This is a genomic window from Aerococcus sp. NPDC058936, from assembly GCF_042741995.1.
Taxonomy (GTDB): domain Bacteria; phylum Bacillota; class Bacilli; order Lactobacillales; family Aerococcaceae; genus Aerococcus.
This window is the reverse complement of the sequence record NZ_JBHYKZ010000006.1, coordinates 93799-115315: the sequence shown is the minus strand read 5'-3', so window position 1 is coordinate 115315 and position 21517 is coordinate 93799. Positions and strand designations below refer to the sequence as shown.

General features: G+C 41.4%; 22 protein-coding genes. 15 read left to right on the top strand and 7 right to left on the bottom strand.

The window, feature by feature from the left end; translation table 11 throughout:
- Positions 1 to 24: 24 nt before the first annotated feature.
- Positions 25 to 840 (bottom strand): ZIP family metal transporter, encoded by an 816-nt coding sequence (locus ACFW0C_RS06260; RefSeq protein WP_378106276.1) that lies wholly within the window; start codon positions 838 to 840, stop codon positions 25 to 27.
- Positions 841 to 1248: 408 nt separating this feature from the next.
- Here ACFW0C_RS06260 and ACFW0C_RS06255 point away from each other — a divergent pair, with 408 nt between their 5' ends.
- The 9 genes from ACFW0C_RS06255 to trpA all read left to right on the top strand — a co-directional run bounded on the left by ACFW0C_RS06255 (position 1249) and on the right by trpA (position 9669).
- A complete protein-coding gene (locus tag ACFW0C_RS06255; RefSeq protein WP_003143660.1) occupies positions 1249 to 1563 on the top strand; it encodes a helix-turn-helix transcriptional regulator in 315 nt (104 codons plus the stop codon).
- Between the two features lie 38 nt (positions 1564 to 1601).
- Positions 1602 to 2510 carry a cation diffusion facilitator family transporter gene (locus tag ACFW0C_RS06250; protein WP_378106275.1) on the top strand — a complete coding sequence of 303 codons (909 nt, stop codon included), beginning with the start codon at positions 1602 to 1604 and terminating at the stop codon, positions 2508 to 2510.
- Positions 2511 to 3258: 748 nt separating this feature from the next.
- Positions 3259 to 4722 (top strand): anthranilate synthase component I family protein, encoded by a 1464-nt coding sequence (locus ACFW0C_RS06245; RefSeq protein WP_069286371.1) that lies wholly within the window; start codon positions 3259 to 3261, stop codon positions 4720 to 4722.
- Between the two features lie 2 nt (positions 4723 to 4724).
- Positions 4725 to 5312, top strand: coding sequence for an aminodeoxychorismate/anthranilate synthase component II (locus ACFW0C_RS06240; protein WP_069286370.1), 588 nt, complete (start codon positions 4725 to 4727; stop codon positions 5310 to 5312).
- Entirely contained in the window at positions 5305 to 6333 is a 1029-nt protein-coding gene (trpD, locus tag ACFW0C_RS06235) for an anthranilate phosphoribosyltransferase (RefSeq protein WP_378106273.1), read from the top strand. Before ACFW0C_RS06240 ends, trpD begins: the two co-directional genes overlap by 8 nt.
- The gene (gene trpC, locus ACFW0C_RS06230) at positions 6330 to 7112 is read left to right on the top strand and encodes an indole-3-glycerol phosphate synthase TrpC (protein ID WP_378106271.1); all 783 of its coding nucleotides are present in this window, start codon (positions 6330 to 6332) and stop codon (positions 7110 to 7112) included. The genes trpD and trpC overlap by 4 nt, the downstream gene beginning before the upstream one ends.
- A 2-nt stretch (positions 7113 to 7114) precedes the next feature.
- On the top strand, positions 7115 to 7729 hold the full coding sequence (locus tag ACFW0C_RS06225; RefSeq protein WP_378106270.1) for a phosphoribosylanthranilate isomerase: 615 nt from the start codon (positions 7115 to 7117) through the stop codon (positions 7727 to 7729).
- Positions 7722 to 8906, top strand: a complete 1185-nt coding sequence (trpB, locus tag ACFW0C_RS06220; RefSeq protein WP_378106268.1) for a tryptophan synthase subunit beta — start codon at positions 7722 to 7724, stop codon at positions 8904 to 8906. Before ACFW0C_RS06225 ends, trpB begins: the two co-directional genes overlap by 8 nt.
- Positions 8899 to 9669 carry a tryptophan synthase subunit alpha gene (gene trpA, locus ACFW0C_RS06215; protein ID WP_378106266.1) on the top strand — a complete coding sequence of 257 codons (771 nt, stop codon included), beginning with the start codon at positions 8899 to 8901 and terminating at the stop codon, positions 9667 to 9669. The genes trpB and trpA overlap by 8 nt, the downstream gene beginning before the upstream one ends.
- A 258-nt stretch (positions 9670 to 9927) precedes the next feature.
- On the opposite strand, the gene ACFW0C_RS06210 is transcribed toward trpA, so the two are convergent.
- The gene (locus ACFW0C_RS06210) at positions 9928 to 10308 is read right to left on the bottom strand and encodes a VOC family protein (protein WP_026466596.1); all 381 of its coding nucleotides are present in this window, start codon (positions 10306 to 10308) and stop codon (positions 9928 to 9930) included.
- A 91-nt stretch (positions 10309 to 10399) separates the two neighbouring features.
- On the opposite strand from ACFW0C_RS06210, the gene ACFW0C_RS06205 reads away from it, so the two are divergent.
- From ACFW0C_RS06205 to ACFW0C_RS06195, 3 genes are all read left to right on the top strand, one after another.
- Complete coding sequence (locus ACFW0C_RS06205) at positions 10400 to 10576, top strand: GNAT family N-acetyltransferase (protein ID WP_083227227.1); 177 nt, start codon at positions 10400 to 10402, stop codon at positions 10574 to 10576.
- A 315-nt stretch (positions 10577 to 10891) separates the two neighbouring features.
- The gene (locus ACFW0C_RS06200; RefSeq protein WP_069286363.1) at positions 10892 to 11212 is read left to right on the top strand and encodes a PTS lactose/cellobiose transporter subunit IIA; all 321 of its coding nucleotides are present in this window, start codon (positions 10892 to 10894) and stop codon (positions 11210 to 11212) included.
- On the top strand, positions 11213 to 11533 hold the full coding sequence (locus ACFW0C_RS06195; protein WP_378106264.1) for a PTS sugar transporter subunit IIB: 321 nt from the start codon (positions 11213 to 11215) through the stop codon (positions 11531 to 11533). It begins immediately after the preceding gene.
- Positions 11534 to 11598: 65 nt separating this feature from the next.
- Here the strand turns inward: ACFW0C_RS06195 and ACFW0C_RS06190 are convergent, their stop codons facing one another.
- The 4 genes from ACFW0C_RS06190 to ACFW0C_RS06175 form a co-directional block, all read right to left on the bottom strand.
- The gene (locus ACFW0C_RS06190; RefSeq protein WP_069286361.1) at positions 11599 to 12081 is read right to left on the bottom strand and encodes an ECF transporter S component; all 483 of its coding nucleotides are present in this window, start codon (positions 12079 to 12081) and stop codon (positions 11599 to 11601) included.
- Between the two features lie 214 nt (positions 12082 to 12295).
- A complete protein-coding gene (locus ACFW0C_RS06185; RefSeq protein WP_378106262.1) occupies positions 12296 to 13012 on the bottom strand; it encodes a GntR family transcriptional regulator in 717 nt (238 codons plus the stop codon).
- Between the two features lie 554 nt (positions 13013 to 13566).
- A complete protein-coding gene (celB, locus tag ACFW0C_RS06180) occupies positions 13567 to 14847 on the bottom strand; it encodes a PTS cellobiose transporter subunit IIC (RefSeq protein ID WP_378106261.1) in 1281 nt (426 codons plus the stop codon).
- A 31-nt stretch (positions 14848 to 14878) separates the two neighbouring features.
- Complete coding sequence (locus ACFW0C_RS06175; RefSeq protein ID WP_069286358.1) at positions 14879 to 16267, bottom strand: glycoside hydrolase family 1 protein; 1389 nt, start codon at positions 16265 to 16267, stop codon at positions 14879 to 14881.
- 471 nt (positions 16268 to 16738) lie between these two features.
- On the opposite strand from ACFW0C_RS06175, the gene ACFW0C_RS06170 reads away from it, so the two are divergent.
- Together ACFW0C_RS06170 and ACFW0C_RS06165 are read left to right on the top strand one after the other, a co-directional pair.
- Positions 16739 to 17047 (top strand): DUF2316 family protein, encoded by a 309-nt coding sequence (locus ACFW0C_RS06170; RefSeq protein ID WP_378106259.1) that lies wholly within the window; start codon positions 16739 to 16741, stop codon positions 17045 to 17047.
- A gap of 184 nt (positions 17048 to 17231) precedes the next feature.
- On the top strand, positions 17232 to 17900 hold the full coding sequence (locus tag ACFW0C_RS06165; RefSeq protein ID WP_378106258.1) for an RluA family pseudouridine synthase: 669 nt from the start codon (positions 17232 to 17234) through the stop codon (positions 17898 to 17900).
- A 140-nt stretch (positions 17901 to 18040) separates the two neighbouring features.
- Here ACFW0C_RS06165 and ACFW0C_RS06160 read toward each other — a convergent pair whose 3' ends face one another.
- Complete coding sequence (locus ACFW0C_RS06160; RefSeq protein WP_378106257.1) at positions 18041 to 19939, bottom strand: endonuclease MutS2; 1899 nt, start codon at positions 19937 to 19939, stop codon at positions 18041 to 18043.
- 587 nt (positions 19940 to 20526) lie between these two features.
- Here ACFW0C_RS06160 and yaaA point away from each other — a divergent pair.
- Positions 20527 to 21258 (top strand): peroxide stress protein YaaA, encoded by a 732-nt coding sequence (yaaA, locus tag ACFW0C_RS06155; protein ID WP_378106255.1) that lies wholly within the window; start codon positions 20527 to 20529, stop codon positions 21256 to 21258.
- Positions 21259 to 21517 lie beyond the last annotated feature (259 nt).

The window sequence follows — 21517 nt, the reverse complement described above, 5'->3', positions numbered from 1 at the left end:
TTTTTTGTGTCCTTTGTTTATTGTTTAACCAAGAGCAACGTCCAATGTCATCATGATAGCAAAACCAATCATAAATGCCATTGTCGCTACTTCGCTATGTCCATTCGTTTGAGAATTAGGAATCAATTCTTCAACACAGACAAATACCATGGCTCCTGCTGCAAAAGCTAATGCATAAGGTAAGATAACAGTTATCTGTGTGACCAGCCAAGCGCCAATAGTTGCTGATATAATTTCAAAAAGTGCACTGGATTGCCCCATATTAAATGCATGTCCCTTTGTACTGCCTTCTGCTCGAATAGGCATTGAAAGCGCAGCACCTTCGGGAAAATTTTGCAGCCCAATACCCAGTGCAAGCATCAATGCACTTGTAATAGCAGAAGCTCCTTGTCCAGCAGCTCCAAAAGCCACACCAATTGCCAACCCTTCTGGTATATTATGAATGGTTACCGCTAGAAACAAAAGGGTTGTAGACGATAAAGATGAAGCAACTCCTTCAGTTTCCTCAACACCGCTTGTTCTTTTATGTAAATGAGGGACAACGCTATCCACAATTCTTAAAAAGAGGCCTCCTACTAAAAAACCAACCAAAGCAGGCACAAATGACCAAATACCATAACCATTTTGCTCTGCAAAATCAATGGATGGCGCTAACAAAGACCAGTAACTTGCTGCAAACATAACCCCGGCAGCAAAACCATTCATAATGGCAAGAAGTTTATCATTCACTTCATGAAATAAAAATACTAAACTCGATCCTAGGGCGGTCATTAGCCAAGTAAATACACCCGCTAATGTTGCTTGCCAGATTGGGTTTAAACTCAAAAACCAATCAACCATTAAAATACACATCCTTTAACTGCCGTAAAATATTTTTCAACTTGAGTTAAACTAATAGAAATAGTATAGCTATACACCGACTTTTTTGTGTCTTGCAAATTCTGAACTCGTATGCTTGCTGAAGTAAGGCAAGGATTCATGTGTCTTGGGATTATCCTGTCTCCTATCATCTCCTTTATATGTAAATCGGAATGATCATTATTTGCATATGAAGTTTACTTCATATGTTTACGAAATCATATTAACTCACTGTATGAGCTTTGTCAAGACAAGATGCTTCTTGTTCAAATGGACTACTATTATGAATACAAAAGTCTTAATTTAGTCTATAAACTAAAAACTTGCATCGTTTTACCCATGTGGTATTATATATATGAACGAAAAATCATATGAAAGGAATAAGAGCATATGGATACATCAACAACTTCGCCAATCAATAAAGAGAAGATCCAATCAATAAGCAAAGTATTCAAAGTGATTAGTGACCCTACACGCTTGTCAATTCTCTTTCTTTTACAGAAAGAAGAGCTCAGTGTTGGAAACATTGTGCTTGCATTGGATAAGGAACAGTCCGCGATTTCACACCAACTAAAAATATTGAAAGATTCACGTTTAGTGAAGGCAAGAAGAGAAGGGAAAAGCATGGTTTACAGTCTTGATGATCTTCATGTTTTCAGTATTCTCGAACAAGTCTTAACTCATATCAATGAACAAGAACAATAAAAGCTAATAAGGTATAAAACTAAATGGAGGTTTTTAAAATGTCAAAATCAGATAAAAATCATAATCACTCGCATCAGGATCAATCGAAAAAAAATATTAAAATTGCTTTTTTCACCAACTTTATTTTCTCCATAAGTGAATTTTTCTTTGGGTTTCTTTTCAATAGTGTGTCCATTATGTCTGACGCCGTTCATGATTTAGGGGACTCTATTTCAATTGGATTCGCTTGGTTTTTTCAAGGTTATTCAGAGAAAAAACAAGATGAACGGTTCACCTTTGGCTATAACCGATTTTCTTTACTGGGCGCGCTGATAACTGGCGTTGTGCTAATTAGTGGCTCGTTCTTTATGATCTATCGTAGTGTGCCACGTTTGCTTGACCCACAACCCGTAAATTATAGTGGCATGTTCTGGCTTTCTCTCGTAGCTATTGCATTGAATGGATATGCTGCTTGGATTTTAAGCAAAGGCACATCCAAAAATGAGGGTATGTTGAACCTCCATATGCTGGAAGACGTATTAGGGTGGATTGGAGTTTTGATTGTGAGTATTCTAATGAACTTTACCGAGGCTTATCGATTGGATCCAATCTTATCGATTTTGATAGCACTCTATATCCTCTATAAAACTGTACCTGAATTTTTCAGTACAATGAAAATTTTATTGAACGGTTCGCCGGAAAATGTAAACGTAGAGAACCTGGCGAACTCCATTAACAATATTCCTGCTGTAAAGGACCTCTCTCATTTTCACATTTGGTCACTGGACGGAGAAGAAAATGCCCTTATCGTTACGGTTCTTATAGACTCTTCCGATATAAACAAGACTAGGGAAGTCAAAGAAGAAATTGCAGAGCTTGCCCATACATCGGGTGTAAAGGATCATATCACAATAGAAATAACTACAAGTAAAGACGAACTGGAAAAAGGGTATGCTTATGGCAGTTAAAGTATTTATATATTGAAAAAAGGACTATTTTAAATCGAGTAGGAGACTAGCCAATTAATGGCTAGTCTCCTACTCGATTTATTAGTGCAAAGCACCCCTTAAATTTAATGCAAAATAAAATTACAATTTACACTTAATTGGCTTTTTTTACTTAATTTATCGGTTTCATAACTTATAGTTTTAGAAACCTTTCAAAGGATAAAATAATGAATTTTGTTTCTGAGATACCTAAGATGGATAAAGAAGTTGCAAGGAACATTTGATATGAATAATTAAGATATGATGATTTAAATATCCATTATTTAATGTTTTGTTAATAAAACCCTTGACTTCTTTTTGCCTGTCCCGTTATACTCTAGTTAATCGAATAACAACTTTAAACCAATGAAGTGGAGATAACGGTGTAACGTGCAGTTACAGGGAGTGGGGATTACTGAGAGCCTCGCACAACGCAGTGCATCAAATGGACCACGGAGGGCGCAGTTAAAGGAAGTATATTTTTGGAGATAAACTTCTGATTATTCTGCGACGTGACGCATACGTCAGTTGCGAGGGATATGTTAGTATCCTGCAGAGCGTACAGGCGTAGTGTCTGTAAATTTAAGGTGGTACCGCGGATGTTTTTAGAGCACCCGTCCTTGACTTGTATTAGTCATGGATGGGTGCTTTTTCTGTTGTTTTCGCCCCGATCATCATGACTAGCCGTAATTTTATGATTTCAATAATGAATTAAAAGGAGCGTACGACAATGATTAAACCAAGTTTAGAAGAGGCGAGACAGTTAGGGAAAGACCATACGATTATCCCAATTGCTTTAGAAATTTTTTCCGATGTAGCAACCTCAATCGAAGTGCTGAGAACGATTAGCAAACAATCCGACCACTTTTACCTACTGGAGAGTGTGGTGAATAAGGATAACTGGAGTCGTTATTCTTTTCTTGGCTATAAACCAAACTTATCGATTTACTCAACAGATGGTCAAGTAACCGTGCAAGAGGGCAAGCATGAAGAAAGCTTCCAAGCAGATGATCCCCTAGTATCCTTGAACGATATCCTTGACCGTTATAAGAGCCCAAGTATTGATTATTTACCGCCTTTTACAGGAGGATTGGTTGGTTACTTGTCTTATGACTGCATCAAATATACGGAACCATCTCTACAGTTAACGAAAAATAACCCAGAAAATTTCCGGGACTACCATTTTATGTTGATGGATAAGGTTATTGCCTTTGACCACTTCCGCCAAAAGATTGTCTTAATCGTCAATATTGAAACCGACAAATTAGAAGAAAACTATATCAAAGGAGCTACAGACTTGAAGGATATGGAGCAGATGATCATGCGCCCAGATTCTGTTCGTGAGGAGGACTTGACCCAAGAGGTGGGCGACTTTGAAGCTTTGTTTAGCCAAGAAGATTACGAGCGTATCGTAGAGAAAATCCAACACCATATTGTGGAGGGTGACATCTTCCAAGCGGTGGTATCCAACCGGTTTAAGGCCCCTTTTTCCGGGTCATTACTACAAACTTATCGCCTGCTTCGGACGATTAACCCGTCACCTTACATGGTCTACATGCATTTCGATGACTTAGAAATCGCGTGTGCATCACCGGAAACCCTGGTCTCTGTTCGTAACGGTGTCGCTTCATCCTTCCCATTAGCCGGTACTGTACCGCGCGGGGCAACGGATGCGGAAGATAGAGCATTAGTTGAAGGCCTCTTGCAAAATGAAAAAGAGTTGGCCGAACATGACATGCTTGTTGACTTAGCTCGCAATGATATCGGAAAGGTCGCTGAATTCGGTACGCTAGAAGTCAGTGAATATAGAGCTATCAAGCAGTTTTCACACGTCAGCCACATTTCATCCAAGGTAACAGCCAAAGTCAGACCAGACGCAACTTGTTTAGATGTCTTAAAATCGGCACTACCAGCGGGTACTTTATCCGGTGCCCCTAAGATTCGGGCCTGCCAATTGATTGATGAAATTGAAGATACCAAACGAGGCCCATATGGCGGTGCTTTGGGCTATATCGACTTTGCCGGAAACATGGACATGTGTATCGGCATCCGGATGGCTGTCTTGAAGAATGACCAAGTCTTTGTCCAATCTGGCGCTGGGATTGTGGCAGATTCAGATCCTGAAAAAGAATACTTAGAAACAAAGAACAAGGCCAAAGCCATGATGACAGCATTAGGACACGAGGAGGCATAACTATGATTTTACTGATTGATAACTACGACAGCTTTACCTACAATCTCTACCAATTGATCGGCAAGAATACGGATGAAGCCATTCAAGTTGTACGAAATGACCAAGTCACCATCGATGAAATTATTGATTTAAATCCTTCACATATTGTCATCTCTCCTGGTCCAGGACGACCGGAGGATGCAGGCGTCACAGTAGCTGTCACCAAAGAATTGGCTGACCACTTTCCAATTTTAGGGGTTTGTCTAGGTCTTCAAGCGATGTGTCTAGCTTACGGGGCGGATATTATTCATGCCCAACCGGCTGTCCACGGGAAACAGTCAACCATTCATGTGGCGAGTGGGAGTGAGATTTTTAGAGGGTTACCACCAGTTGTGCCAGTAGCTCGCTACCATTCACTAATTGCGGACCGACAAAGTATGCCGGATGAGTTACTGGTGATTGCCGAATCGGACAAGGGTGAGGTGATGGCTGTCCGTCACCGTAAATACCCAATGTTTGGTGTCCAGTTCCATCCCGAGTCGATACTGACACCTTCAGGCGAAACGATGATTCAGAATTTTCTTAAAGTAGGAGGAAATACACATGATTAACAAGGCGATTAACGAATTATTTTTGGGCAATGATTTATCTAAAGAAACGGCAGGCCAAGTTATGAGCCAGATGATGGAAGGGGAAGCTACTGACAGTCAAGTGGGTGCTTACCTTGCGGCTTTGCGGATGAAGGGTGAAACAATTGACGAAATTACTGCTTCAGCTGAAGTCATGCGTGATAAGGGCCTTAAATTATCCGCAAAAAAGGACGTCCTTGATATTGTTGGGACGGGTGGGGATGAGCTAAACTCCTTCAACATTTCAACCATTTCTGCCTTTGTCGTTGCGGCTGCTGGTGTTGCGGTAGCCAAACATGGTAACCGGTCAGTATCGAGTAAATGTGGGTCAGCGGATGTATTAGAAGCCTTGGGCGCAAACATCTTCCTAACGGCGGACCAAAGTGCACAAATCTTAGAGGAAACAGACTTCTGCTTTATGATCGCCCAAACTTACCATTCAGCCATGAAACATGTGGCGCCTGTCCGTAAACAATTAGGAGCCCGTACCATGTTCAATATTTTAGGTCCCTTAGCCAATCCAGCGGGTGCAACCAAACAGTTATTGGGTGTATACGACGAGAAATTAGTGGAACCACTTGCTCAAGTATTAAACCAATTGAATGTGAAACGGGCGATGGTGGTTCACGGTCATGACGGCTTGGACGAAATTACAATTACGGATACCACAACTATTTGTGAAGTCAATGATGGTAAGGTGACTAGCTACTTTATTACCCCAGAACAATTCGGCCTTGAACGCGGTCGATTGAGCGAGTTAATCGGTGGTGATCCAGAAGAGAATGCTCAGATTGCTTTAGATATCTTAAACGGGGAACAAGGTGCCCGCCGCAATATCGTTGTCATGAATGCGGCTTGCTGCCTGTACATGGGTAAAGATGAATTGTCTTTACGTGACTGTGTCCGTCTGGCTGAAGATATGCTTGATTCAGGTAAGGCTAAAGCCAAATTAGACGAATTTATTGCCGCAACTAACCGTGTTGGGCAGGAGGTCACTGCATGAGTATCTTAGATGAGATCGTCCTCGCCCGGGGGAAAAGGGTAGCCGAAGATAAGTTGAAAACACCTTTGGAAGACTTGTTAGCGACTTTACCAGACCGTCATTTGCCTCCTTTTGCTTTTGAACAAGCCTTGAAAGAAGAGGACATGTCCTTTATATGCGAAGTGAAGAAAGCCTCACCATCAAAGGGTTTAATCGCCAAAGATTTCCCTTATGTGGACATTGCCAAAGATTACCAAGCGGCTGGGGCAACGGCCTTGTCGGTTTTAACGGAAGAAGATTATTTCCAAGGGCGCAACCAATACTTACGGGAAATTAGCCAAGCAGTGGCTATTCCCATTTTGCGGAAAGATTTTGTAATCGACCCTTACCAAATCTACCAAGCCCGGGCAATCGGGGCGGACGCCATATTATTGATTTGTGCAATCTTAAGTCCAGACCAGTTGGCCGCATACATTACCTTAGCAGATGAATTGGGCTTGTCGGTTTTAGTGGAAGCCCATGATGCGGATGAAGTTGCCATGGCTATTGAAGCGGGCAGCCGGATTATCGGGGTCAACAACCGAAACTTACATAACTTTGAAGTGGACTTCCAAAATTCGATTCGCTTGAGAAATCTGACGCCGGATGACACGGTTTTTGTTGCTGAGAGTGGGATTAAGACAGCAGCGGATATCAAATTATTACATGACAACCGAGTGGACGCGGTTTTAATCGGTGAATCTATGATGTTGGCTGACGATAAACAAGCGAAATTAAGTGAACTTAAAGGGGCTCTGTAATAATGGTTAAGGTGAAAATTTGTGGCTTGAGACGGCCGGAAGATATTGAGGCAGCAAATGCGGCTAAACCAGATTTCGTGGGTTTTATCTTTGTGGAAGGGACTAAGCGGTATGTGGCGCCTGACTTAGCAGCAAAATTTAGACGTGATTTAGGGGCAGATATTCAAACGGTGGGTGTCTTTGTGAATGCCCCAATTGAAGCAATCGTGGCCATTTGTCAGGCGGGGACTATTGATTTGGTTCAGTTACACGGTGAAGAAGACCAGGCCTATATTGAACAGTTGAAGGGTCAAGTTGACCAAGACATTATCAAATCGGTTGCGGTTGGAGATGAATTGGTGGTGGATCCAAGTCAAGCGGACTATTTATTATTCGATAGCTTGAGTCCTAGCCGCGGTGGTTCAGGGAAGGTATTTGATTGGGAAATGGTGTCAGCATACCAAGATAAGCCCTTCTTCCTAGCTGGAGGTCTAGGGATTGAAAATATTGAAGAGGCCTTAAAAGTGGTTCGGCCTTATGCGGTAGATGCGTCGTCGTCACTTGAAACAGATGGGGTCAAAGATCCAGTGAAAATGCAGGAATTCGTAGCGAAAATACGGGAGGTAACACATGACTAATGGTAGATTTGGCGACTTTGGTGGCCAGTATATTCCAGAAACCTTGATGGCGGAAGTGCAACGGGTAGAGGAAGCCTATAATTTTTATAAAAATGATCCAGACTTTCAGAAAGAATTGACTGCGCTATTAAATGATTATGCGGGTCGTCCGTCGCGTTTGTATTATGCAGAGAATATGACGGCTGATTTAGGTGGGGCCAAGGTCTATCTAAAAAGAGAAGACCTGAACCATACCGGGTCGCACAAAATTAATAACGTCCTAGGTCAAGCTTTGTTGGCGAAAAAAATGGGGAAAACCCGCTTAATTGCGGAAACTGGGGCTGGTCAGCACGGGGTGGCGACAGCAACAGCGGCGGCCTTATTGAAGATGGAATGTGAAATTTTTATGGGGCAAGAAGATACAGACCGCCAAGCTTTAAATGTCTTTCGGATGGAATTGTTAGGGGCTAAGGTGAACAGCGTGGCTAAGGGAACCAAAACCTTGAAGGATGCGGTAAACGAAACCATGCGTGAATGGACTAATCGGGTGGAAGATACGCATTATGTCCTAGGTTCTGTCATGGGGCCTCATCCATATCCAACTATGGTGCGGGACTTCCAAAGTGTGATTTCTCGTGAAATTAAGGACGATTTCCAGAAAAATCATGGACAATTGCCGGATGCAGTCATTGCTTGTGTGGGTGGTGGGTCTAATGCGATTGGGACTTTCTACCACTTTATTGAAGACGAAGATGTTCGTTTAATTGGATGTGAGGCCGCTGGAAAAGGGATTCACACCACTCAACACGCAGCGACTATGGCTAAGGGGACGGCAGGTATTTTCCACGGCATGAAGAGTTTATTCTGCCAAGATGAATATGGTCAAATCGCCCCAGTTTATTCCATTTCAGCGGGTCTTGACTACCCAGGGATTGGGCCAGAACATGCTCGTTTAAATGAAGTTGGCCGTGCAGAATATGTGCCAGTAACAGATGATGAAGCGGTGGCGGCTTTTGAATACCTATCTAAAATGGAAGGGATTATTCCAGCGATTGAATCTGCCCATGCTGTTGCTTACGCCCAAAAATTGGCGCCTACATTGTCACCAGACCAAAGAATCGTGATTTGTTTATCAGGACGCGGGGACAAGGATGTGGCAGCCATTGCCCGTTATAAAGGAGAAGAGATTTATGAGTAAAATAGCTGAAGCATTCCAAAATAAAAAAGCCTTTATCACCTATTTGATGGCAGGCGATCCCAACCTGGACCAATCAGCTGAAAATATCCTAGCCGCCCAAGAAGCAGGGGCTGACCTGATTGAAATCGGGATTCCTTTTTCAGATCCAATCGCTGAAGGGCCAGTTGTCGAAAATGCGAGTGTCCGGGCCTTATCAGCAGGGGTGCGCTTGAATAACGTCTTTGATATGGTAGCTTCATTGCAGGATCAAATCCATGTGCCATTAGTTTTTATGACCTATTTAAACCCGGTTTTTGTGTATGGTTATGACAAGTTTTTCGCTAAATGTCAGGAAATTGGTGTTTCTGGTATTATCATTCCTGACTTGCCTTTTGAGGAAGATAATGAGGTGAAAGTTGTTGCGAATCAATACGGGATTGAAGTCATTACTTTGATTGCACCGACCTCTAAAGACCGGATTAAAGATGTTGCCAAAAAGGCTCAAGGCTTCATCTATCTAGTGTCATCTATGGGGGTAACGGGCGTGCGGTCTAATATCACAACGGATATTTCTGCCATGGTGGCGGAAATACGTGCTGTTTCAGATATTCCAGTAGCCGTTGGATTTGGGATTAATACACCAAGCCAAGTGAAAGATATCTCAGCCAAAGCAGATGGCGTCATTGTAGGTAGCGGGATTGTGCGTCTAGTTGAAGCTCACGGTGAAGAAGCGAAGTCTTACATTTATGACTACGTTAATGAGATGCAAGCAGCCCTAAGGTAGCATGATCTAGGAAATATTGGTAAAAGTGGATGCTGAAGGCAAAAGGTGAATAGTAACGTTAATACCGCTACTTCACCATGGATAATTCAACTAGGCTAAAACCATCTTGTCTATCTATAAAGAGAGCAAATATGCTATTTTTATACGTATCAAGAAGCGCACGAAATGGGTATTTCAATAGGAGTGAAAGCATAATAAAAAGGCGTTACCTTAATAATTGAACTAGGGTAACGCCTTTTGTTTTATAGGAATGGGTAATTATTTTTTACGTTTAACTTCAATTCTGTAACCATCTGGGTCAGTTACGAAGAAGTATGAAGGTGTGCCTCCTGAAAGACCTTTTAAGTCGCCAGTTTCATAAGCAGATGCTTTACAAATTTCATGCATAGCTTCTAAATCATCAACAGTAACACCTAAATGGCTAAAGCCGTCGCCAATTGTGTATGGATCTGCATCATAGTTGTAAGTCAACTCGATTTGGACATTTGAACCTGGTGAGTTTAAGTAGATTAAATCAAATTTATTCTCCGGAAACTCTCTGCGGCTAGCTACCTCAAAATCAAATAGATTTGTATAGAAGTCTAAAGTCGCATCAATATCTCTCACACGTAAACAAATTTCAACAAGTACTTGGCTCATTCTAAATACCTCCGTTAGTTTTGATTAATTTCATCATAACATAGATGGGAAATACAGTCGCATGATATGGATTAACTGAAAAAATTAAGATTTGGCGGTAGTTATAGATGCCAAGGTTATCGGCGATTTGTTTGTGACTTATACAGACATGCAAGAGACTTTGGAGCTTGGCTATACTTTCTCAAAAGGTTTTAGGGGAAAAGGCTATGCCAAGGAAGCTGTCTATGATCTGATAGCTACCGTTATATTAAACGTCTGTCTCGTCTAAGGTTGCAACTTGGGCTAACATGGGACTAACTTCACGGTAAATTTCATTGTCGTAGGCGACGATTCAGCCGATGGCCAATATTTTTTGCCTAAAAATTTCCCACCAACACAATTTAGTAAAGAACTTTAATTCGCCTACACTTACATGAGTGGGGCGATTTTTTTACCTAAATGCTTAAAATACAACAATGTAAGGGTTTTAATAATGAAGGTTATGTGGTAAAATAAACCTATCAGATATATGTATGAACATAATAGGATATATGTATATACATATAAGAAAAAACATAAAATAGACCACAAAGGAGCCTTTTGAATGGAAGAACCACAAAATTTGGAAGTCATCATGCAGCTCATTATGTACGGGGGAGATGCGAAAGGAAAAGCCATCGAAGCCATGGAATACGCAAAAACGGGTAATTTTGTAAGCGCTAACGATTCTATGGCCGGAGCCGAAGCAGCGCTGATTGAAGCCCACCATGCCCAAACCGCCTTGTTAACCCAAGAAGCAAGTGGCGATCCAGTAGCCTTATCCTTACTCATGGTACACGGGCAAGACCACTTAATGACCGCCATCGCCTTTAAAGATATGGCTAAAGAAATCATTGATGTTTATCAAAAATTGGAGGAGAAATAAATGGCAGATACAACAATTATGTTAGTTTGTGCTTCAGGAATGAGCACGAGTTTACTTGTTTCAAAGATGAAGAAAGCAGCCGAAGATAAGGGAGTAGACGCAGAAATCTTTGCGGTCTCAGCTTCAGATGCTGACAATAACCTAGCTAACAAAAATATCGACGTCTTAATGCTTGGACCACAAGTTAAATACATGGAAAAGGAATTTGCGGCTAAGTTAGCGGATTCACCGACCAAACTAGCCGTCATCAACATGCAAGACTACGGTATGATGAAGGGTGAAAAAGTCCTTAATGAAGCACTAACAATGTTAGGACAATAGCGATTAAATAAAAAATGACCACTAACTCAAGACTTGAGATAGTGGTCATTATTTATAATATACTATTATAAATATCTTTCAATAACTGGTTTTAACCGGATGCTGATTGGAATAGCAATCAAGACTCCAACACCAGATTGTAGAATGTTTGTAAATAAGCCAGCAATCGCAGCCGCAGCCGTACCATATAAGATCCAGCTAGCAAGCGCATAACCAACAATCATTACAACAGCCGATAAAACTAAGTATAATACTTGTTCCTTACGACCTTTATCTTTGGCTAAACCAGCGATATAGCCCTGCGCCCCGTGAATGACCGCTGAAAAAATAATCCACTGCGCATAACCAGACAGCAAATCAATTAACCCACCAGACATGGCACCGACAACGAGTCCTCCGACAGGTCCAAAGACTAATGAAGCCGTCACAATCCCCACATCAGCAAAGGTGAAAAACCCATTCGACGCTGGTACAGGAATAATAATGAATAAAGAAATAGCGACAACCAATGCAGCCGTCACAGCATAAAATGCATATTGTTTTTTCATGAAAATCCTCCTCCCTCATGATGGTAAAATAAATTCCAGTCAGGAAAATCACAATAGAAATTAAAATTAACTTAGACAAAGAATTGTATTTTTAACCTAATTTTTATCATACCATTATTCACAAGTAAATGAAAGCGAAGAGATACGTTCTCGTAAACCTAAAAATCGATAAAAAAGGGGAGAGACAAGTAAAATCTCTCACCCAATGCAACCACTAGTGATTGCCAATAATATCCGTAATGGTATAAGAACGTGTATCAAAGCGATTTCTAGAAGTAGAATATTCAAATGGCGTACCATTATCCAAATAAACCACTTGCTCCACTTCAAGGACAGGGGTGTGGGAATCACAATTTAACTCTTGAATATCTAGATCATTGGCCACATCAGCGTGGATTTTTCGGTAAGCTCCACCAATTTTCAAGCCCAATTCATCCCGGATGTAACCATAAATCGACCCATCTAAATGTTCAGCCTTCAATTGGGTAATCACAGACGCTACAAAGTAAGAATCCTCTAAAATATAAGGCTTATCGTCAACAATCCGCAAACGCTGCACATGGTAAACAGGATCGCTAGCCCCAATCATCAATAGGGATTGCAGCTTTTCATCAGGGAAGACAATATCAAAATTAATTTTTTTCGACACAATCCGGTGATGGCCAAACTGCTCGGTCAAACCATTATAATCATTGAACTTAGAATCCCCATTGTTCCATAAACTACTCTTCAGCACAAATGTCCCAACGCCACGCTTCTTAAAGATCAAGCCTTCCATCGCAATCATATCGATTGCCTTCTTCAAGGTCATCCGACTCACATCAAACTCCTTGGCCAACTCAATCTGGTCCGGCAGTATTTCACCCTCAGCATACTCACCCTCGCTGATTCGGCGACGCAATTCATTAGCAATTTCTTCGTACTTATTCAAGTGTATCCCCCTAATCTAAACGCTCATTTCCATCTCCAACCCATTATAATACAATGTATAGACTTATTCCAAATATGTCTATGAAAATTAGACTTAAAAATCTAATCTAACTACCACTATCCCCCTGGTGAAAATAGATCAAATGAAATCTCTCTCGTGACTGGAAAAGCAAGGTTTTCGAAAATGAAAGGTAGTTTAAACACCTTAATTCTGTCCTCGGTAATAATAAATAATAGCGTTTGAACATTACAAAAAGCCTTTGTTGTGTATGTAATCGCAACATTTTCAGCGTGATTAACCGCTATCTCTCTATTCCATACTTCGCATAGTAAATGAGTGAATTTATTAACAGAAAACTTACTTAACTGTATTAGAAGTAGCTTCGCTTGGCGTGTGCAATTGCATTCTTATGCCTGTGACATGCTAGGAAAAAGCAGAAGCCGAAGGTTTCAAGTAATCACTACCCAAAGTTCAAGGTGTAGGCTTTAATATTTTGTAATAAAAAAGGCGCTATGACAGTGTCACGGCGCCTTTTGGGAGAGGATAAGTTAGTATTATTCTTCTTCTGTTGTCATGGATAAGTTGGCTTTGTCTTGTACTTTCAAGAATGGGAACCAGATTGCTCCAACTATTACGACGTCGATTAATTGCAGGATACCACCCATGATTGAGTTAGTTGCCATCATACCAGAGAAGAAGAGTGGCATGGTCCAAGGTACAACTACCCCTGTTGTTGCTGGGAAGATACCTGATGCCATCATGAAGTAGTTAAAGACAGTTACTACAAGAGGTGTTAATACCCAAGGAATAACCATTGAAGCATTTAATACGATTGGTAAACCGAAGATTACCGGTTCGTTTACGTTGAATATACCAGGTCCAAGACCTAATTTACCGATTTCTTTTGATTGTTTACTCTTCATGACAAAGGCCATTAAGATAACCACCATCAAGGTCATACCAGTACCACCAAGACTTACAGTAAAGGTATCCATAAATGATTTAGTGATGATATGTGGTAATTCTTGACCAGCTTCATAAGCTGCTAAGTTTTCTAATGACAATGTCTGCCAGATTGGATCTAATACAGAGTTGATGATGACTTGCCCGTGTAAACCAAAGAACCATAAGATTTGTGTTAAGAATAGGGCTAGTAGGGTAGCTGGTAAACTTGAACCTAAACCTGTTAGTGGTTGTTGGATAAAGGTATAGATGACGTCATGTAAGTTGGTATTGAATAAACCAACTACAGCGGCATTGATTAATAAGAAGACAGTTAGTGTTGAAATGGCCGGGATCAGTGAAGAAAATGAGCGAGAGACTGCATCCGGCACACCTTCAGGCATGGTGATTTTAATCCCTTTTTTCGTGATGCGGACATAAATCTCTGTGGCTAAAAAGGCTGCTAGCATCCCAATGAACATCCCTTTTGCCCCTAAACGGTCACTCGTTAGGGCACCCGCAACTTCTACACCTTCAGCGGTTAAGAAGTTAAATGGTGTCAAAATCAGGAAGGAAGCAAGGGCTACAACCCCACCAAAGACACCATCTTCATCATATGATTTGGTTAAATAATAGCCAATACCGAAAGCAACGAAGATGGTCATGATAGACATGGTCGCATTTTGACCATTACCAAGCAGGGTGCCCAAAGTCCCTTTTAATTCGTCGGGGAAGAAGGGTAGGTTATTGAATACAACAACGATTGACCCAAACATGGTCAGTGGAAATGCCAACATGAAGGCATCACGTAAGACGGTTAGGTAACGGTTGTTACCCAGTTTTGCAGCAAAAGGTGTGAGGGACTCAGCTAGTTTATCAATGAGATTATTCATGACTTATTCCTTTCTATATAAAACCCAATAATTAGAAACCATTTTGATCTGAAACTGCTTTGAACCAGTAACCACTTTTCTTAATGGTACGTTTTTTATCATTGTCTAAGTCGACTGAAATGAGTCCATAGCGGTTTTTATAAGCATTCATCCATGACCAGTTATCCATGCAGGTCCACATGTGGTAACCCTTGACGTTGCATCCTTCTTCAATGGCTTGATGGACGTAGGCTAGATGACCTTTTAAAAAGTCAATCCGATAGTCATCTTCAATCATACCGACAGCGTTTTTAAACCGTTCTTCTCCTTCGACGCCCATGCCATTTTCTGAAATGAAGCATGGGATGTTCCCATAGTTGTCGCGGACGTTAATCAGGCAGTCGTAAATCCCTTTCTCGTAGATCTCCCAACCACGGTAAGGGTTCATCTTGCGGTCTGGCCAGATGTAGTTGTCGAAATAATCGTCTGGCATCGGTTTGTCAGACAGGCGTTCAATCGATTCCTTTTGCTGGATGCGGCGGGGTTGATAGTAGTTAATGCCTAGTAAATCGATGGTATTTTCTTTGATGATGGCCAATTCACCATCTGTATAGTCCGGCAGATAGTCAAGCTCCTCGAGTAGAGTTACCAAGTCTTCCGGAAATTCACCGCGAATAGCAGGGTCTAGAAATGACCGATTAAAAAAGGCATCGGCTAGGCTGGCAGCTTTGACGTCTTCTGGATTGTTGGCGTCTCTTGGATAGCTAGGTGTAAGGTTCAAGATAATCCCAATTTCACCGCCCAGATTGAGGTCGTGGTAGACCTTGATGGCTTTAGCAGAGGCTAAACTTTCATGGTAGGCCACTTGAACAGCGCGTTTCATGTCGACTACGGCAGGATAGTGGAATTTGTAGAGATAACCACCTTCAACTGGGACAATAGGTTCATTGTGGGTGAACCATTTTGAGACTCGATCTCCAAATAACTCAAAACAAGTCTTGGCGTAATTTACGTAAGCGTCGACTACTTCCTTACTCTCCCAACCACCAATTTCTTGTAGGGCCATGGGCATATCGAAGTGATAGAGGTTGATGAAGGGCTCGATGTCATTGGCGATCAGTTCGTCGATATAGTTATTGTAGAAAGTGACGGCTTCTTGGTTGATTTCGCCACGACCTTCCGGAAAAAGGCGGCTCCACTGGATAGACGTCCGCATCGAATTGTGGCCAGTGGCCTTCATCAGCTGGATATCTTCTTTATAGTGGGTGTAGACGGCTGAGGTTTCAGCTGGGCCTACCTGGTCAAAGAAAATGGTAGGGTCTTCTTGATACCAGTGGTCCCAGATACTGTCACCCTTGCCGTCACCTTGGACGCGACCTTCTGTTTGTGGGCCAGAAATAGCTGACCCCCACCAAAAATCTTGAGGAAAACGATAATTCATCTAAACAACTCCATTTCTATGTCTATACATGATTTCAAATAGAATTATACATAGTCATTATACATTTTGCAAGCGATTTCAAATATATTTTTTCATCGTCGCTGAGTAACCAGACGAATCAGCTGAATTTGACTACAAATAAGAAAACTATCATCAATGAAACAGCCAAATCTTTGCAGTTTGCAGAGTTTATGAAGATGAAATCTTAATCGAATTCTATCAATTAAGTGGAGACTTACACGCAAGAGAAGAGCGTAATTTCGAATTAGTTGACTCATACGGGGGTTCAAAAGAAGACTAATTGAATACATTCGTCTTACTAGATTTGAGTCATGTTGATCTAGTCTAGTAAGGTTTTTTTAAATTTGAAAAAAGGGTATTTGCCTGTCTTATCAGGTAAAAGTGATACAATGGTAGCTATATTAACATTGCTGACTACCGTGAATAATAGTTTAAAAAGGTGGAGATAAGATGTCATTAACTTTAGACCAACAAGCCGCAACTATTAAAGAATTCAAACAAGCCTTGCAAGAGGCGGATTTAACTGTGGATGATTTAGCGAAACATTTTTCAACCAGCCCAGAATATATAGAAAGTACATTAAACTTACAACCTAGTCGTTTAGAAGATCCCTGGATTCTAAAAAGCTATTTAAATGCGCAAATTGATCATCAGGGTGGCCGGACTATTCCGTTTTCAGCCTTAAAAGGTGATCCCCACCAATACTGGTTTTTAGATAGTCGAATTATCGACAAAGGACAGTTACAAGCGGGGAAATAAGTTCATATCTAAAGTACAAATATGTATCGCAAAGAACAGGTGTCAAAAGATCCGTTTGGGGCCTGTTTTCGCCTTTTCAGATAAAAATATATAGGCCAATATCATAGAGAAAACTGACCAAATTAGAGTAAAGGTTGGGAATATGCTATGGTAGGGCCACTATGTTTGAAAAGGAGTAGAAGCAATGGACGTGCCAATTTTATATGAGGATAATCATTTATTATTGGTTCAAAAACCAGTAAATATACCAGTTCAAGGAGACCAAAGTGGGGATAAAGACTTACTTACCCACCTAAAAGAGGATATCAAATACCGCTATCAAAAGCCGGGCAATGTCTATTTAGGATTAGTACATCGACTAGACCGACCGGTTGGTGGGGCAATGGTATTCGCCAAGACTTCAAAAGCTGCGTCAAGATTATCTGACCAGGTTCGGCGGAACGCGATAGAACGGACCTATATGGCGGTGGTCAATGGGAAACCGAAACAGGCTAGCGGCCGTCTTGTGGATTACCTGTACAAAAACCGGCAAAAGAACAAAGTGTCAATTGTTTCAGAGCACCATAAAGAAGGAAAAAAGGCCGTCCTATATTATAGTGTGATCGCATCCAAAGACGGACTCAGTCTAGTTAGTGTGCAATTACAGACCGGCCGCCCTCATCAAATTCGGGTCCAACTGGCAGGGATTGGTACGCCTATTTGGGGAGATCAAAAATATGGTGCACAATATAGTAAAGTGGGCCAACAAATTGCTTTATGGGCTAATAGCCTGACCTTAACCCATCCTGTTCAAAAGACCCAAATCACTGTAGAATCACCCTTGCCAGGGGCTTATCCCTGGAATATTTGGTAAAAATAACGAAAAAAAGCATTGCCCAAAATTTCAGGCAATGCTTTTTTAATCGGCTTTCAATAACCAGAATGGAAGTGGTGGGCAATTTTCGTCCCGATCCTTATTTAATCCGATACTAGAACCTTAACTTAATCCTAAAACTAATCCTTATGGCGTAACTCTTTATAGATTTTCCGCAGGGCTTTTTTCGACCCGCGTTCAATGTCGTGGTTGCGTTTACGGGTAGCGTAATCCACAAATAGATTGTCTATATTGTAACCATCTGGGTATAAGTCGCTGGCTTTTTGGTCTAATTGTAGGCGGCGGATGTGGATATCCACATATTCACCGGCAACATAAACTGTTACCTGATGGTATTTATCCACCTTTGAATAAATTAAAGCAGATTGGCCAGTTTCAAGTAGGGTCACTCGGTCACCTTTTTGGTAGTCAGTGAAAAGATCGTCTCCTGGTTTATCGGCTTTGGCTTTTCTGACTTTACTGTCTTTGACCAGGTCAAATTGGTAGTTTTTATCAACTAGATAGCCTTCTGCTCGCTGCAAGATATGGTCAGGAACGGCCATTTTCCGGGAAATCCACATGGCATTGCTGGTACCGGCTTGACCCATCAATAATTTATAGGTAGGTTCTAGACTTTCATTCTGGAACTGCATGGCGGCATTCATAAAATCTGGATGCTGGTCTGAAAAGTCCTTGATTTCACCGTAATGGGTGGTGGCAACGGTAATCGCACCCCTCAGGTAAAACGCTTCTAAAATGGCCATCGCTAGGGCGGCACCTTCATTGGGTTCAGTCCCGCTGCCGATTTCATCAAACAGCAACAGAGTATTGTTGTTGGCCACGCGCAAAATATCCGATAAATTCTTCATATGCGATGAGAATGTGGATAAGGCATTTTCAAGACTTTGGTTGTCCCCAAGGTCGACGAAAGTCTGGTCAAAAACAGCCACTTCTGTTTCAGGGTTAGCGGCAATATGACAACCTGACATGGTAGCGAGGGTCACTAACCCGACCGTTTTTAAGACGATGGTCTTCCCACCGGCATTTGGTCCGGTAATGACCAAGCTTCGGTAGTCGTCTCCAATGGTGAAATTCAAAGGTACGATTGGCCCTGTTAATAGGGGGTGCTTGGCGTCTACCAGGTTGATGTAGCCATAATCGTTGGTTGAGGGGGCAATGCCTTCAATATGGCGACTGTGTTTTCCTTTGGCGAAGATCATGTCGTACTGAGCGATTAACTCAATATTAACTCGAATCAGTTGAGTATTTTCAACGATCAAACCGGTTAAACCAGCTAAAATCTGGTATTCAAGCATGGATTCCTCGGCACGCAAGGCATCTAGCTCGGCGGATAATTTGCTGACCATGCTAGGCTCAACAAAAACCGTTGTGCCCTTTTGTGACAATTCAATCACTGTTCCTTGAACTTGATTTTTGTAGGAAGCTTTGATGGGAATGGTGTAGTGGTCGTTCTTGTAGGCCACGACGAATTCCTGGATGTAGGACTTATTGCTAGCACTAGTCAGAAATTTGTTTAGGCGATCCTTAATTTTCTCTTCGATTGTTTGTATATGGTGGCGAGCCCGTTTCAAATCACGATTAGCCTCGCTATCTACCTGATTATTTTTAATGGCAAAATGAATTTCCTCCTCAATCTGGCGGAGGTCGGTCATTGATTGGGCGTACTGGGCAAGGATAGGGGCGATGAAGGCGTGTTTGTCCATAAAGCTGGCAATCCGACGACAACCCCGCAGGAATTCAGCTACCGTGAAAAGTTCGCTGGCGGTCAGGACAATCCCCTTGTCTAACTTGGTCATGGTGTGGTCTAGGTTAGTGACCCCCATAAAGGGGACGGATGACCCGGTATCAATAATGGCGCGGGCTTCTGATGTTTCCTTTAGCCGTAATTGGACCACGTCAAGATTGGTAGACGGGGTTAATTTGTCGATTAATTGACCACCAAGTTCGCTGACACAGTAAGAACGGACCATGGCTTTAAAGGCCTCGTATTGTAATTTTTCATAGGTGTTTTGATTCATGTATATGTCTCCTCATCAATAGGCAATTTTACTTAGGGCGAATTGAAGGGAACCTCCCAGTATTTCAATGATATGTGGGTATAAAAAGAAGCCACGGGCACACCGTAGCTTCAAATCAAGAGGGATAGGGAAATAGACCTAGTTCATCTAGGGGCATTCCAATATCCAGCATGTTTGTAAAGTGAGGTAGGCACCTTCTAAGTTAGAAATAAAACCATGTTGAAAAGCGGGTGACTAAATGTCCGTCCCGGTAACGATCTTACTTCTGATTTGAATAACTTAGTTTGCGGCTACCGCACTCATAAACAATCCTCGATTTCTTAAAAATTTATGGCTGTCATTTGTCATTGAAATTGACTTTACTTTTTTAGTATACGGAATTTGTGGCTGAAAGTAAAAGGAAATTTGAAAATGACTTGAGTTGAAGGAAGGGGATTGCTAAAAATGCTAAAATTTCAGTATTCAACTTTTGTTAACCCTTTAATTCATGAAAAGTTGCTAACAATACACATGGCAATCATTTGGTTAATCGTTATAAAATAAGCTAAACTAGGACCATAGATTATAAGTGTTAGGACGAGTGAACAATGAAAATTATTTTTGCCCCTGCTAAAGAAATGAAAATAGATAAAATATCAACAGAAAAACCGATATATGCAGTCACTACCCAAGCTATTATCCAAACCCTACAAGCCCAGTCAGACGACCAGTTGAAAAAACTTTACAAAATTTCTGACCAACAAGTGTCACGAGTCAAAGACTATATCCGACAATTAAATACGGGTCCTGCTTACCAAGCTCTGGACCTCTATAACGGCCTCGCCTTCCGTCAAATCGATGTGGACCCTGCAAACCCAGAAATCGCAAGCTATTTAGACCAACATTTCCGCATCCTATCCGCCTTATACGGCCCAGTCAAAGCCACCGACCCCATCCGCCCCTACAGACTCGATTTCAACACACCCCTTAAAGTCGACGGCCAAAACTTGCGCAACCTATGGGGAAGTGATTTTAATGCCTTTTTTGAAAAGGGGGAGACAGTCTTAAATCTGGCGAGCCAGGAGTTTTCAGGGATGCTAGACCAAGACCGCTACCATTGGGTCGACTTTGAATTCTACGAATACGATCCAAATAAGATAGATGGATTGAAAAAACATTCAACCATTTCTAAAAAAGGGCGTGGTAAGATGGTTGCCTTTTTAGCTAGCAATCAAATTAAAAATCTTACAGATATTCAAAAATTCGATGCTGACGGTTATCAGTTTGACTTAGATCACTCAAATGATAAGAAGTTCGTATTTATTAAGCAAAGAAGTTAAATTACGGTGCCATTTATGATAAGGTGATTAAAATGGATGAAGAGGGCTTTAAAATTATTTCGCAAGCAAAGTTTGGGAGGGTTTAGATGAAAGTAACACGCCATAAATTTGACTGGAAATAAGCACCTGCTTGGACAGTCATTATTGGCTTAATCGGGAAATAGGTATTTTTCTAGAGAATACTGATATCTTGTTGGGAGAACGGATGTCAATTTAACAGAATTTATAGATGAAGAGAAAGAGTTTTGGGAGGATGTAT